This window comes from Sphingopyxis sp. (genome assembly GCF_034380315.1).
Classification (GTDB): Bacteria; Pseudomonadota; Alphaproteobacteria; order Sphingomonadales; family Sphingomonadaceae; genus Sphingopyxis.
On sequence record NZ_JAXMPB010000003.1, the window covers coordinates 358372 to 373415 of the forward strand.

Below are 15044 nucleotides of genomic sequence, written 5' to 3' on the forward strand. Positions count from 1 at the left end.
TTAGAGAATCAGAAGCCCCCGTTGCACTGCTCATGCTTCTGCCATCAGTCGTTCACGGGAACGTCACTCCTCCTTTGACCGCCGATCCCCTCAGTGCCGCGGCGCGTAGCACCTCGCCCGTTACTGTTGCCGCCAACGCCATTTGTTCTTCGGTCAATGTCGGATGGACAAGCCACATCAAGCTTGTGTCTCCCAACTCGCGCGCCGCCGACAAACGCTGGAGCGGACGCAGATCGGTATCGTCGAACGCTTTTTCCAGATAGACCTCAGAACAGCTGCCCTGAAAACAGGGAACGCCGCGCGCGTTGATCTCGCCGACGATGCGGTCGCGATTCCACCCGTCGGCCAGTCCCTCGGGGCGAACATAGGCATAATGCTTATACTCAGCGTGAATATTGCCCTCTCCTTTCAACTGCGGCACGCGAACCGCCCCATGCTCCTCCGAAAAGGGCGCTAGCGCCTCGCGAATGATATCCGCATTGCGCAAGCGCGCCGCAGTCCATTCCGCCATCTGGCGAAGCTGAATGCGGCCGATCGCAGCCTGCATTTCAATCATCCGCCAATTGGTCCCGAAGCTCTCATGTAGCCAACGGAATCCCGGGGGATGGACGCGCTCGTAAACGGCTTCCCAGCTCTTGCCATGATCCTTGTACGACCACATCCGCGACCAGAGCCGACGGTCGTTGGTGGTCACCATCCCACCCTCGCCGCCGGTCGTCATGATTTTGTCCTGACAAAAGGACCAGGCGCCGACATGTCCGATTGATCCGACGCTTCGCCCCTTGTAGCGCGCACCATGCGCCTGGGCGCAATCCTCAATCACCGCAAAGCCGCGGGCGTCGGCCAGCTCCATGATCGGGTCCATGTCGCACGGCCAGCCACCGAGATGGACGACAATGGCCGCGCGTGTCCGCGGTGTGAGGACCGGCGCGATCGTCGCCGCCGAAAGATTGCCGCTGTCACGGTCGACATCGGCGAATACAGGCTTTGCGCCCGCGTTCACCACGCACGAAACCGAAGCTAGGAAGGTTCGTGGCGTCACGACCACTTCGTCGCTTGGCTGTCCGCCGTTCACCGCGCCGATGCCAAGTCCGTGCAGCGCGAGGTCCAGCGCAACGGTTCCGTTGGCTAGCGCAATCGCATAGTCGCAATCAGCCCAAGCGGCGAACTCGCGCTCAAAGGACCGACATTCCTCGCCAGTCCAATAGTTCACGCGGTTCGACCGCAGGACGCCCGCGACAGCCGCGGCCTCCTCCTCGGAAAAGCTGGGCCAGGGCGCAAAAGCCGTATTCAACATGTCATTTCTTTTCCAAGGGGCGCGCTGGGTTCCCGACGACTGTTACGCCGGGTGGCACATCCTTGGTAACGACCGCTCCCATACCGATGGTAGCGCCCGCGCCGATCATGAGCGGCTTGTCCGGCGTTCCCTGGCGAAGGATCGCGCCCGTACCTATATAGGCGCCATCGCCGATATGAACATTTCCGTTGCATTTGACGCCCGGCGCAAAGGTCACGAAATCGCCGATGATGCAGTCGTGCGCGACATAACTGTAGATATTCGCATGAAAACCCCGGCCAATCCGCAGATCGGCGGTCAGCGCGACGAACGGCTGGAGAATAGCACCTTCGCCGATCGAAACATTATCGCCGGACACGACATTTGCGGCGCGAACATCGCAGGAAGCGACTCCGGCTTCGGCGCAGCGGTCGATCAGCCTTTCGCGCACCGCGGCATCGGCGATAGCAACCGTTACCGCACCGTTGTTCTCCGCCTGCTCGACAAAGGCTCGCCAGGTCAGAATATCATGCCCGTTGATCTGCGTGCCTGGCTCCGCGACATTATCGTCGATGAAGACCAGGCGCACGTCGTCGCGCGCATATTGGACTCGCGCCACGGGCATCACCTCCCGCCCAAAACCGCTCGCGCCGTAAACGCCTATCAACCTCGTCATCATCCTCTCCCAGTCCTAGTCTCGGCCGTTTTGCGAACCGCCGCCTGTTCCTTTGAATTTCGACATGGTTGCCTCGCCCTCGGCGCTGATTCCCTCGCGCTTGAGCACCTTGAGAAATGTCATGAAGAGAATCCGCATATCGAGCACCAGGTTCCGGTTATCGACATACCAGACGTCGAGGGCAAATCGCGTGTCCCAGTCGAGCGCGTTGCGGCCATTGACCTGCGCCCAACCTGTCAATCCGGGACGCACCTCGTGGCGCCGCGCCTGCTGAGCGGTGTAGAGCGGCAGGTATTCCATCAGCAGCGGACGCGGGCCGACAAGGCTCATATCTCCTTTGAGCACGTTCCACAGCTCGGGCAACTCGTCGAGGCTGGTCGCACGCAGTATATTTCCGAGCGGGGTAATCCGCTCGCGATCAGCGAGGAGATTACCCTTCCGATCCGTTGCGTCACGCATAGAGCGGAACTTCAGCATCTCGAACGGCGTACCATGGAGGCCGGGCCGGGTCTGCCTAAACAGGACAGGGCGCCCCATGCTGAAGCGGATGAGAACGGCGAGCACGGCCAAGACCGGCAAAAAAATCAATGCGATCGCAAGCGAAGCAAAAAAATCAAATGCCCTTTTCATGCTCATACCAACCAAGCGCCCTTATGCGGTGATCGGTGCCGGCAATGCAATGCGGAGATAGTCCTGCGCCAGACGATCATAGGTTCGGTTACGCAACAGCCAATCGCGCGCTGCAGTGCCGATTGCACTGCGCTCGACAGCACTCATCTCAACATAGCGGAGGATTTCCGCGCGAAGTGCCTCGACATCACCCGCAGGCACAAAAGAACCGCCGCCCGATTCATCGACCATCGAGGGATAGCCGGAATAGGAGGCGAGGATCGGCCTGCCCGCCAGCATGTAATCGATGACCTTGTTGAGCGACTGGCCATATCGCCATACTCGGGACATGTGAACGGCGAAATATAGCAAGTCGCATCGCTCCAGCACGTCCTGGACCATTGTTTTGGGCACCGCCGGCGCGAAGCTGACATTAAGGAGGTCGGAGCATATTGCCTGATAATGGGCTTTGAGATCGCCATCGCCGACAATCAGGAAGTGAACGTGCCGTTGATCGCGCATGGCGCGCGCGCAGTTGAGCAAAGTATCAAGCGCATTTGTGATGCCAATCGTACCCGCATGGCAAACAAGAAATTTGCCTTCGGGAATATTGGCTGCGACATAATCGGGCGGCAGCGGTTCGGCAGCAGCGATCCGCTCCTGGCTGAGGCCCATCGGAACACAATAGACGGGGGGCGAGGGCCCGATCTGCTCTACGACATGTTGGGCAAGGTTCGGCATCGTACCGATAATCGCATCGCTGCGCCGATAGGCCAGTCGCTCAACCATCCCGAGTGCGGCAACAAGCGGGTTGCGGGGCGAGAAGCCTCCCTCATCGATCAGGGTCAGCGGCCAGATATCGCGAACTTCGAAGATCAGGCGGCAACCGTAGCGGCGGCGCAGGAAGAGGCCGTTGAAGATCGTCAACAGCGACAGGCTGGACACAATCACGGTGTCGGGTTTGCGGAAGCCCTTTTTGGGGAGCCGCCACAACCGCCATTCGAAATGAAACCAACTGAGGATGCGGCCCAGCGACTTCGCGCCACGATATTTGAGTGCCTTAAGTCGGCAGATCTCCACGCCTTCGACCTGCTCGGTCCTGTGGGAGCCGTCAAAACCGGGCCGCTCGATCAGATGGTGCGAATTCGAGGTGAAAAGGATGCAATGATGGCCCTTTCGCGCCATTGCACGCAGCAGCTCAAACGATCGTTCGCCGACCCTATCACCAGGCAAACCCGTATATTTCGAGATATACCAAAGGCATGCGCTCACCGGCGCGCATCCTTGTACAGGCGAGGAATGGCGTTCACGATCTGGATCGTCGCAGAGAAGTCGAGCCCGACCGCGTCGAGATACCATTTTATGTTCGCGTAGCGCGGGCGATTCTCATCCTCGATCAATGCCAGCGCCTCCGGCCGCGTCATCTGCCCTTCGCGAATTTGGTTGCTGCGGAAAGTATCGTGCTCGGTGAAACCGCCGACCGTGTGATAGACATAGTTGTAGAACGCGGCCGTGCCGTCACCGATCCGCCAGGTCGTCGCCGTATCAGGCGCCTTTTCCCAATCGTACATGGCTAAACACTGATCGACGACCGGTTCTTCCCATGTCCAATAATCAAAGACATGAAAATAATCGGTCTTGGTATGAAAGCTCCGATAATATTCACCCGACAGCGTGTCCCAGAGCGAGCTGTTAAAGTATCCGGGACTGCGGGTCATCGCCTTGAAGCGCAGATACTGATAGCGAAGCTGCTTCATCGCACCATTGCTGTAGACCTTGTCTTCCGCGAAATCGGGCGGGACGCCTAGAAAACCGGCCTTGAAGTGCGTCGTCTCTAGCGGATTGACCCCCCACAAGTTCAGCGAGATGCCGGTCTGCTTCTTGACCGTTTCGACGTGGCGAAAGAAGTGCTTGTCGCCCGCCATCAGAATGTTGATCATCCCTAGGTCAGGAGCCTTCAGCCACGCGGTCAAATTCTTGCGGATATTGTCGCGCTTCTTCGTGATGTCGGCGGCGACGATGATATTCTCGACACCCAGCTCCGCACTCATCCGGCTGATGTTGCGGCGACCAAGGTCCGTCACCATCCCCCAATCATAGGTATAGGTGATCGGCTTCATATGAAGCTCGTTGACGATCAGGTGCAGGGCGTAGCAGCTGTCGCGACCGCCCGAGAAAGGCACGACGCAGTCGGCGCCGGCCGCCCGACGAAACGGCGCCATCAGGTCGAACAGCTCCTGTTTGGGTTTCGGGGCGTTACGCCGCCGATAGTTCGTGCAATAATTACACACGCCGTCTTCGTCGAAACAAATGTAAGGCATCGTTTCCGGCAAGATGCAGCGCGTGCAGCGACGCACTTCCGGCTTCGCATCGACGAGGAGTTTTTCTTCCGACGACGACAGTATCAGGTCGGGGATGAGATTTGTTCCACGTCCGCCTTTATCGGCTACGACATAGGCAGCGTCTGAGGCCGGAATGTCGATGATCCGTCCTTCTTCCCGGACCTGTTCGATATCGGTGCATTCGACCTGAGCGAGCGGCCAAGATTCCGAGGAAAAATAGACCGCCTCGCCCTTCCGGCCAACATACAGACTGCCATTATTGGAAAAGAGGCACAGCCGCCCCTGCCGAGGCAGCGCAAGCGCGCACGCGACGACGCCCTTACACAGGCCCAAGACGGCCGCCGCAATGCCATCGACCGTGCCGCCCTGTCGCAAATGCCGCGCGGCGATCGCTGGTATCACTTCGGAGTCGATCTGCTGATGACGCTCCTCGCCGATCTCGTCCCATATCGCTTCGTGATTGACCACAATGCCGTTGTGCAGAACGCATATTTCTTCGCGGAGCACGGGTTGGTTGTCGCCAAGGCCGTTTGTGATCAACCGGCTATGTCCCATCACGATCGGCGTATCGTAAGGATCCACCTCATCCAAAAGCTGCGAAATCAGAAAATCGGCACGATGGACATGATAGGCGTCGTCTGCGAAGAACAGCAGCCCACTGGAATCCCGGCCGCGCTGCTGCGCATAGCGCGTCAACTCGACCAAATCCTGTTTCAACCATGGCGCGGGCGATATAATCCCGAATATCCCACACATATTAGGTCTTTATCTTTCAGAGGAGCAACGCGAGTGCCGCAGAACAGGTGACTACAGATATCCGTTGCCAAATCAAGGTGTCAGCGATGCTTCTAGACAGGCAACGATCGTCTCGGCTGCCTTCCCCTCTCCATAGGGCGTGACAGGTCGACCCCGGCTACCGAGCGCCGCGTGAAAGGCCGCGGTCATATCGGCTGATGAAACAGGAGGGGCAAGCCGGTTCCATCCGGCTTCTATCAGCTCATTCCACTCGGTTTCGTCGCGCAACGTGACGCAAGGAACCTTGTGGAAAAAAGCCTCCTTCTGGATGCCTCCGGAATCCGTAGCGATCAGCGCGGCGAATTTTTCCAATTGCACGAAATCGAGATAGCCCGCCGGGTCGATGAGGCGGATCGCTCGCTCAGCCTCTGCCAGCCGCCCCGATTCCGTGAGGATAGCCCGAGTCCGCGGATGCACCGGCCATATCACACTGATGTCCTCCGCTAGCGCGATCAGCGCGTCCAGGATGGTGGAGAGTCGATGCGGATCGTCGGTATTCTCCGCACGGTGAACGGTCGCCAAGGCATAGTTCCGCGGGACGAGGCCCAGCCGCTCCAGCATGCGGCCGCTTTCCGTCACCCTGCCGCCGTGCAGCAGTGCAACGTCAAACATTACGTCGCCGACATTGTGGATTCTCTCCGGCACCGTGCCCTCGCGTCGCAAATGGTCGCACGCCTCCTCGGTCGGAGCAAAGAGCCAGTCAGAGATGCGGTCGGTCATGACACGGTTCACCTCTTCCGGCATCTTCATATTGAAGCTGCGCAGCCCCGCCTCGACATGCGCGACCGGGATGTGCAATTTCGCCGCCGCGAGCGCCCCCGCCAATGTAGAGTTGGTGTCGCCATAAACCAGCACAGCGTCAGGACGCAGTTCGACAAGCAACCGCTCGACACCTTCCAACATCCGTCCCGTCATCGCGCCATGTGGGCCGCCATGCACATCAAGATTGTGGACCGGGCGTGGTATGCCCAGTTCATCGAAGAACACATCGGACATATTGGCGTCATAATGTTGTCCGGTATGCACAATGGTTTCTTGTAGAGCGCTCGATGCCATAATGACCGCCGATACTGCGCTTGCCTTGATGAACTGCGGCCGCGCGCCGACTATTGTAACGATGGTGCGTTTTCCGCTCACGCCAGAATTTCCTTGTAAAGTTGCAGCAGCTTTTCCTTTTCCCTGGACCAGTTGAAAACAGCCTGAACCGCAGCGCGGCCGTTGCGCCCCAGCTGTTCGGCGCGCGCACGGTCCGACAAGAGTGTGTCGATCGCGGCCGCGATGGCTGCGGGGTCCTGTGGGTCGACGCAAATACCGCAATCATACCCAACGATGATCTCCCGCCACAACGGAAAGTCCGAGGCGATCACCGGGATACCGGCAGACATATATTCGAACATCTTGTTCGGTTGTGCGTCGACGTGGTTCGGCAAGGGTAAAAAGGTGACCATCCCAGCCACCGAGCGAGCCAATATGTCGCGCACGCCCGCCCTGTCGAGAAAACCGACGGGATTCACCTGTTCCCACCCAATCTGGTTCTTGGCCCTTCGCTCTGAATCGCTATCCCCGAAGTCGCCCACGAGATTGAGCCGGGCGCGTGACTTCGTATTTTCGACAGCCTCGACAAGTTCAACAATGCCCCTGATCGCCGAAATGCCTCCAACATAAGCGATTTCATTCGCCTTGCCGTCCCAAGGCAGCGAGCTTTCCAGCTCGCCAAGTTGCGGGAAATTGTTGATATTCTCGGCACGCCGTACCCGATCGCTGAATTTTTTCGTAATCGTCGGCGTCGCACCAATGATGGCATCGAATTTCGTTACGGCCCATGCCTCGTAACGAGCGAATATCCACGACAACAATCGCGAAACAACAGGATTCAGGTAGGGTTTGCTCAACAACTGCTTCGGTACATCTTCGTGAAAATCGAATACAACCCGCTTGCCGCGTCGTTTCAGCGTCAGGCCGATCGGTATCAACTCCGGATCGTGAAGGTGATAAAGGTCAGCATTGAGCGCAAGCGCCGCGTCCCTCACCTTTCGGGTCGCGCCGAACATCCTGTCGAGCCGGCCTCTCGGCCGGCCGACATCCACGATAGAGACACCGCTTTCTGAGGTTTGGTTGCCCTTCCCGTCTGCAACAATTTGCGAAACGGAATAACCCGCCTCGACTGAACTATTGCACATTTTCCTGAATATGCGCGTGTCGAAACGCGAATGCGCTGACGTCAGATGAACAACTCTCATGCCAGCCTCCAGTATGCCCCGGCCTCCACAAATATGAGCGCTTCACGCGCCAGCCCATTTTTACGAGTACACGCTGACCTTTCGCCCGCGCAGCCTTTCCAACACGCTTTGGGCCTTTTTCGCCAACTGCTTGCGTCGTTCCCATGTCGGAAAATCGGAATGACTCCTGACTGGCTCCGCCAGAATGGCGTCGAAATCCTGGCGCGAAATCCTCAACTTCTTGCAGAAATAGCTGATGTCGGTCTCAAGCTCGGTGGGGTCATAAAGCGGTTCCTCCAGCGCTTTGATCGCATTCTCGCGGCTCATCTGGCCCGAGACGATCAAGCTTGAATAATGAGGCCTGCGCTTGTCGTAACCAAAACGCTTCGGAAGCAGATGGTTCTGGAACAGTCTGGTGAACAGCGATTCGCCATGTTTCCTGCCATAGCCCCGCCAGCGGCATTTTGCCGCCAGTTCGGCCATGGCGTCCTCCTTATTATAGCTCATGTAATTGAGAGGACGGACGGTCCGCATTTTTCTGACAAAGGGAAAATAGAAATAATATTCAAGAAAGTTGATCGTTGGATAAGACTTCAACTTCCTAGAACCGAATCTTTTGTGGATGGCTTTCAGGTTTACGACGTCCATGGCATCGCCCTGCCACGACGCCGGGAAAATTCCTTCCGTTGCCAGATTTCCACCCGAAAACACCGTCTGGATACCGTTATCGACCGCGAACCTGTAAAGACTGGCGAAAAAAGCATGATCCTGCGGGACGTCCTGATTGGAAACGCCTGAACGCAGAAATGCCAACTGCAGGTCACGCATATCCTCCCAATTGATGACATCCGTGTGGAGATCGAAATCGCAATGTTCGACAATCGCTTCGATATTGGCGACGGCAAGCTCGCTGTTCCACCCGGCATCGACGTGAACGACCAGCGGCCGGAGTCCGGCCTCATGGATTTTCAAGGCCAGATAGGAACTGTCGACGCCGCCGCTCAGTCCCAAAATCGAATCATAGGGCTTGTCTTCGCCAGCGCGCTTGATCTGCTCCACAAGCGCCGCCCATTTGCGGCCCCCTTCTTCATTGGGAAACCATCTGTTCGCTGCCAGCTCCGCAAAGCCGCTGCAATGATTGCATACCCCGTCCGCATCAAACGTGATTTCGGGGTCGGACGTGTCCATCACGCAATAGGTGCACAGCTGATATTTTCGAGAAGAGGAAGAGTCGGTCATAATTCTCACAGGGCCAATCGCCGAACGGCTTAAATGCAACGAATCCCAAGCATCTTATCCGGCACGGCGTCGCAGCGCCCACCCCTTACCGGAAAGCAGTATGATGACGAACAAAAAAAATGGGCGGTCGAGGCAATCTAAGCACAGTCTGCTTGAGACTCTTTTTGTCAATCGTCCACACTCATACGCTTCACAGACATTGAATTCCCGGAAACGAGATTGAAATTTCGGCGACGACGGCGCTCCACGAGCGCGGCCAACGCCAATCCCCAGGCTAAACCCGGCACCTCCCAGAAGACCGCTTGAGAGGCGATAATCAGCAGGGCAGTCGCGAAGTTCACCATTGCCGCCATCCGTGCAAGCCGTGAACTCGGATTCCCGATGAGGCAGCGCAGGGAACTCACTGACCCAACAGCGCAGAGAAACACGTACAATAGGAACCCCGGAAGCCCGAGACTAACCCAAGCCGACAATGCGTTGTGAGCATAATCGCCTTCCCCAAGAACAAAATGGCCGCCATACACTCCAAATATTGGGTTACTCTTTATCTGAAATATCGCAAATGTTTGAAAATATTGCCGCGCTTGCCAGGAAGCTGAATCCGACAAATTGAAAACTTCAAATTGGCGAGATACACTGAGATATTCAAAATTGTTAGCGACGACGGCTACTATAACAAATAATGCAACAGCAAATCCAGCACGTGAAATAATAGAGTTTCGATTTAGAACAAACTCAAAAACTGTGTAGGCACCTATAAATCCATATAACTCCGACCTGGCTCCAATTAAAAATAGACTAAGGATTGAAATACCGGCAAACGCCCAGCGGATACCGGTTTGCCGCATGCACGACAATACAAAGAAACTTGTGATCATCAAACTTCGCGCCAAACCTTGGTACGTAGCAGATTCTTCGCTGGTACCTTCTGTCATAAGCATGGCAGCATCCACGAAGCCCACGGACAAAAACACAATTCCGGCCCAGAGCAATGCGACAAAAATTTTCATTCTGTCAGAATAGATAGGAAAAAATACTCCAATGGAGAAAGCAGAAATCCAAAATACGCAAGTCTGTATAAGGCCTTGGTGCGCCGGATCATCGGGATAAAAAAATGCGTGCAGCGCTATCCAAAATATAGACCAAGAAACAAGTCCAAAAAATAGAAAAACTATTAGCTTTTCTTCTACAATCTCCGGCTGTCTTAGAAAGTTAAATAAAGACAAAATAAGAAATGGCAGAAAAAATACGGTAGCTGGACCAAAAAGGCCTCCAAAAATGGGCGCGATATATCCATTTGCTATAGAAAAATGATAGAAAAAGAACAATGGAAATAGTATCGTGAAGGCAATGGCACTCACGACATAAAGAAATTTTCGATAATAACTCATAAACACATACTATCCAACCCAGAGCGCTGTAGAACTGTCAATCATCACTCCGTCATCCCTATGGAATTCTTAAACTATTTCCTACATTTAAGATTGTCTCGCATCTAAATTTCGATTGAACCACCGAACGCATACGGTAGTGCCCGTTTGCACATCGTCTAGATTTGATCATGAAACATCGACGAAGGCGCCCCTGGGATAATTGATCAGGACCGCCTTATGCTTGCCGCGAAAAACAAAAATGCTGCCGGCGGCCACAGCGGAAGCGCCGCCCTTTTCAACTGCCTCAGCCAGATCGGCAACCGAACCCGCTCCGCCACAGGCGATAACCGGTGTTGGAGTGGCCGAGCTGACTCTCCGGATCAGTTCGATGTCATAACCGCTCATCTTCCCGTCTCGGTCGATACTGTTCACAAAAACTTCTCCGACCCCAGCGTCGACGAGAGCGGCGATATGATCGGTCAGCTTGACCTTTTCCTCGCGCGTTCCCGAACGGGAATATAGCTTGTAACCGCCAAGCAGCGCCTTCTTTGCGTCCACGGCTCCAACGACCGCCTGTGCGCCGTAAACGGCGGACACCTCCCGGATGACATCCAGCGAACGATAGGCCGTGGAGTTGATCACGACCTTTTCCACACCGGCCCGGATAACCCGTTGCGCATCCTCGAATGTCGATATCCCGCCGCCGTACGCGACCGGCATGAAGCTTTCGCCAGCGATTTCGTAAATAATCTCGAGGTCCGGCCCCCGCCCCTCGCGCGTCGCGTCGATGTCCAAAAAAATCAGTTCGTCGACTTCCTTGTCATTGAAGATACGAACGGCGTTTACCGGGTCGCCGATATAGACATCCGATCCGAACTGGACGGTTTTCACCAAGCCGCGATCGCGCAAGAGCAGACAAGGTATGACGCGAGGTATCATCCACAGAGATCCTTGAATGCACGAAGCAGGCTTTTGCCAAAACGATGGCTTTTTTCCGGATGGAACTGGACGCCATAAATGTTGCCCTCGACCACGCCAGCCGCAAAGTCGAAACCGTAATTCGCCTCGAGGATGACATTGTGCCTGAAAGCCGGCTTCAGATAATAGCTGTGAACGAAGTAAAAGCGCGAATCGGGTTCGAGCGCGCTGCCGATCGGATCGGTTCGCTGCGTGACGCGGACGCTGCCCCATCCCATATGCGGAACCCGCAGCGCGGGTGAGGCCGGGAACTTGTGCGCCGTCATATCCACCCACCCCAAGCCCTTTTCATTTCCTTCCTCGCTCCCCTTCCCGATCATTTGTGCGCCGACGCAGATGCCGAGAATCGGCACTTTGGCATCGAAAACGCGCTTTTCAATCGTCGGAAGCAGACCGGTGGCCCGGAGTCCGCACATACACGCATCGAACGAACCGTTCCCGGGCAAGATCAATCCCGTTGCGGAGCGGATCTTCTCCGCATCATTCGTAATCGCCGCCTTGGCTCCTAGGCGGGCCAGCATATTTTCTATCGCGCCCAGGTTACCGATGTCATAGTCAACTATGGCGATCATCGACGCGCCCCTTGCTGGCTGAATAGCTGAGAAAGATGTAGATGATGTACATCAGGCTGTATCCAAAGCTGTAAGCGAGGATCGTGCCTTTCACGTCCTGCGATATGAACAACGCCGTCAATACGACAAGGAACAGCCCGACCTGCCACATCAAATCGATGTTCTGGCGCCCCACGACATAAAAGACATAACTTAGAGGGCTCGCCATGAACCCCAAGGCAACCACCGGGGCCAGCCAGATGGCATAGGTGCCAGCCTGACGCCAAGCCTCACCGAACGCAAAGACAAACAGATATTCGGCGAACAGAAATGTTCCTGCGGCGAGCGAGATGGAAATCAGGAATAGAACTTTGATCGTCGAACGATATTCGGCGGTGCACTCGCCTCTCGTTCGAAAGGCGTCGGCAGAATAGCGCCGGAACACGTCCAGCACTGACCGCCCGAGCAGGCCCACCGGCGTAAGCAGCACGCGCATCGACAGCGCAAATATCCCCGCAACCTCGGCACCGAAGCGAGCCGACAGAATGAACAGCGGCATTTGAGCAGAAATCGAGCTTATCAGATCGGCCGGGAGCGCAAATGTGGGAAATCGGGAATAGCTGCGCCAGAATTTCCGGAGCTTGTACCGAAGGCCCGTCACCGCCGGAAACGGCAGAGGACGAACCCATTGCGCGAAAAACAGGGTGAGGCCTAGGCCGACAATATGTCCCAGGATCAGCGCTTCCGGTTCGCGAGATGTCAGAGCCGCCACGATCTGGCACACAAGTATGCTCGCTGCGCGTCCGATACGTATCTTTACCAGGATGCGGTAGGTTCCGTCGGCGGCGGCAAGGCCTTGCCACGTTTCCGAAGCAGCTGTCAGCATCGCAGCAAGGACGATGGCGGCGAGCAGCCACGGTCCGGCGAATTCGCTCGATATCACCCCGAGCCCCCAGAGCAGGAGGGAGACCAGCAACACACCGATTCCGACCGATAGGATGGTGACAAAAATCAGGGCGGCAGCTTCTTCGCGCTTCGGGCCATCGTCCATAACCGGAAGAGCCATCTCGAGGCGCAAAGTCAACAGGACCGTCAGGATCAGGACGAAGCCGAGCCAGACGGAATAACCACCAAATGCGTCCGGTAAAAATAGGCGCGCCAGAATCAGCGCGCCCAAGATCGGAATAGCCTGCGCCACGGCGGTGCCGGACAGCACGCCTGCTACGTTGGTCCAGAAACGTCCTTGCACGGCGTTTACACTCCGGGCACCTCGATCATGCCTATCTCAGCAGCGCGCCGATTATCTCATTCTGTTGTTCTTCGCCAAGATACGGGTGCATGGGCAGGCTGAACACTGTCTTTGCAAGGTCGACCGACGTCTGAAGGCCCGCCGGATCGGCAGGGTAGTCGCGATATGCCTGCTGCTGGTGCAAGGGCATCGGATAATAGACAACGCTGGGGATATTCTCCGCCTTCAGCGCCGCCATCGCCGCGTCGCGATCCTCGGTCGATGCGGCGCGTAGCGTGTATTGGGCCCAGACCGATCGCATCTCATTGGGGATGTGGGGTATCTGGAACCGCTCGCCCAGCGACGCCGAATAACGACCCGCCACCGTTTGCCTGGCATCGAGTTCGTCAGCGTAGATTGACAGCTTTTCCAACAGGATCGCAGCCTGCAGTGTGTCGAGCCGGCTGTTTACGCCTATCCGCACATTGTCGTATTTGTCGCTGCCCTTGCCGTGAACCCGCAGCGAACCGATCAGCGCCGCCAGCTCATCGTTGCTCGTGAACACTGCGCCGCCGTCACCATAGCAGCCCAGCGGTTTCGCCGGGAAGAAGGAAGTGGTCGCGATGTCGCCGATACTGCCGGTGGTGCGGTCCTTGTAGGTCGCGCCAAAACCCTGCGCGCTATCGGCAATGATCCACATGCCGTTCTCGCGCGCGATCGCCTCGATCGGTTCATAGTCGGCAGGCAGGCCGAACAAGTCGACCGGGATAATCCCGGCGGGACGCAGGCCCAGTTCCCTAGCGTGGACGATCGCGCGCTTCAGGCTTTCGACACACATGTTGAACGTGCGGTCGTCGACGTCGACAAAGACTGGCGTCGCGCGGACGTGCGGAACGATTTCTGCGGTCGCGGCAAAGGTGAAAGACGGGCAGAACACGGCGTCACCTTCGGTCGCACCCAGCGCCAACAGCGCGAGATGCAGGGCGTCGGTGCCATTGGCGCACGTCAGCGCATGCTTCGCGCCACAGAATGCCGCAAGCTGGTCTTCGAGTTCGCGAACCTCCGGGCCCATGATATAGGCGCAACCCGCCAGCACGGCCTGGATACGCGCGTCGAGCTTGTCCTTGATCCGGGCCTGCTGCGCCTTGAGGTCAATAAATTCGATCGTCATAGCTCTCAACCTTCAACCAAGCGCAGCGCGCCGTCGATTTCTTCATACACTTCCCCAGTGCGCGGACAGACGAGCGTCTCGTCAAGCCGCTCACCAGTTCGCGAAACCCAACCGATACGCCGCGCCGGGACACCCGCCACCAATGCGAAAGCGGGCACATCGCGCGTTACCACCGCCCCCGCCGCAACCATGCAATATTCGCCCAAACGGTTTCCGCATACGATCGTCGCATTGGCGCCGATGGTCGCACCCTTGCCGACCGGCGTATCGCGAAACTCATCTTTGCGTTCGACGAAAGCACGCGGCGTCAACACGTTGGTAAACACGCACGACGGGCCGCAGAATACATCGTCGGCCAAGGTCACGCCCTTGTAGAGCGCGACATTATTTTGAATCTTGCAATTATCGCCGATCGTCACATGGGGTCCCGCCATCACATTCTGGCCGAGCGAACAACGCGCCCCGATCGTCGTGTGGGGCAGGACGTGGACAAAGTGCCAGATGCGCGTGTCTTCGCCGATTACGACATTATCGTCGATATAGGCGCTCTCGTGCACGACGGCTTTGGGATGGATGGCCATGATGCG

General features: G+C 56.8%; 14 protein-coding genes. All 14 read right to left on the bottom strand.

The window, feature by feature from the left end:
* Positions 1–52: 52 nt before the first annotated feature.
* The 14 genes from U0S50_RS07595 to U0S50_RS07660 all read right to left on the bottom strand — a co-directional run bounded on the left by U0S50_RS07595 (position 53) and on the right by U0S50_RS07660 (position 15038).
* Positions 53–1297 (bottom strand): DegT/DnrJ/EryC1/StrS aminotransferase family protein, encoded by a 1245-nt coding sequence (locus U0S50_RS07595; protein ID WP_322308164.1) that lies wholly within the window; start codon positions 1295–1297, stop codon positions 53–55.
* 1 nt (position 1298) lies between these two features.
* Positions 1299–1955 carry an acetyltransferase gene (locus tag U0S50_RS07600; RefSeq protein WP_322308165.1) on the bottom strand — a complete coding sequence of 219 codons (657 nt, stop codon included), beginning with the start codon at positions 1953–1955 and terminating at the stop codon, positions 1299–1301.
* Positions 1956–1967: 12 nt separating this feature from the next.
* Positions 1968–2588, bottom strand: coding sequence for a sugar transferase (locus U0S50_RS07605; protein WP_322308166.1), 621 nt, complete (start codon positions 2586–2588; stop codon positions 1968–1970).
* A 15-nt stretch (positions 2589–2603) separates the two neighbouring features.
* Entirely contained in the window at positions 2604–3833 is a 1230-nt protein-coding gene (locus U0S50_RS07610; protein WP_322308167.1) for a glycosyltransferase family 4 protein, read from the bottom strand.
* The gene (locus U0S50_RS07615; RefSeq protein WP_322308168.1) at positions 3830–5659 is read right to left on the bottom strand and encodes a hypothetical protein; all 1830 of its coding nucleotides are present in this window, start codon (positions 5657–5659) and stop codon (positions 3830–3832) included. Before U0S50_RS07615 ends, U0S50_RS07610 begins: the two co-directional genes overlap by 4 nt.
* A gap of 72 nt (positions 5660–5731) precedes the next feature.
* Positions 5732–6835: a non-hydrolyzing UDP-N-acetylglucosamine 2-epimerase gene (wecB, locus tag U0S50_RS07620; RefSeq protein ID WP_322308169.1), complete on the bottom strand. Its 1104-nt coding sequence runs from the start codon at positions 6833–6835 to the stop codon at positions 5732–5734.
* The gene (locus U0S50_RS07625; protein WP_322308170.1) at positions 6832–7938 is read right to left on the bottom strand and encodes a glycosyltransferase; all 1107 of its coding nucleotides are present in this window, start codon (positions 7936–7938) and stop codon (positions 6832–6834) included. Before U0S50_RS07625 ends, wecB begins: the two co-directional genes overlap by 4 nt.
* A 60-nt stretch (positions 7939–7998) precedes the next feature.
* Positions 7999–9156, bottom strand: coding sequence for an N-acetyl sugar amidotransferase (locus tag U0S50_RS07630; RefSeq protein ID WP_322308171.1), 1158 nt, complete (start codon positions 9154–9156; stop codon positions 7999–8001).
* 167 nt (positions 9157–9323) lie between these two features.
* The gene (locus tag U0S50_RS07635; RefSeq protein WP_322308172.1) at positions 9324–10547 is read right to left on the bottom strand and encodes a hypothetical protein; all 1224 of its coding nucleotides are present in this window, start codon (positions 10545–10547) and stop codon (positions 9324–9326) included.
* Between the two features lie 168 nt (positions 10548–10715).
* Positions 10716–11468, bottom strand: coding sequence for an AglZ/HisF2 family acetamidino modification protein (locus U0S50_RS07640; RefSeq protein WP_322308173.1), 753 nt, complete (start codon positions 11466–11468; stop codon positions 10716–10718).
* On the bottom strand, positions 11465–12079 hold the full coding sequence (gene hisH, locus U0S50_RS07645) for an imidazole glycerol phosphate synthase subunit HisH (protein WP_322308174.1): 615 nt from the start codon (positions 12077–12079) through the stop codon (positions 11465–11467). The genes U0S50_RS07640 and hisH overlap by 4 nt, the downstream gene beginning before the upstream one ends.
* Positions 12063–13307 (bottom strand): oligosaccharide flippase family protein, encoded by a 1245-nt coding sequence (locus U0S50_RS07650; protein ID WP_322308175.1) that lies wholly within the window; start codon positions 13305–13307, stop codon positions 12063–12065. The genes hisH and U0S50_RS07650 overlap by 17 nt, the downstream gene beginning before the upstream one ends.
* 31 nt (positions 13308–13338) lie before the next feature.
* A complete protein-coding gene (locus U0S50_RS07655; protein ID WP_322308176.1) occupies positions 13339–14457 on the bottom strand; it encodes a DegT/DnrJ/EryC1/StrS aminotransferase family protein in 1119 nt (372 codons plus the stop codon).
* Between the two features lie 5 nt (positions 14458–14462).
* Positions 14463–15038, bottom strand: a complete 576-nt coding sequence (locus U0S50_RS07660; RefSeq protein ID WP_322308177.1) for an acyltransferase — start codon at positions 15036–15038, stop codon at positions 14463–14465.
* Between the last annotated feature and the right edge of the window lie 6 nt (positions 15039–15044).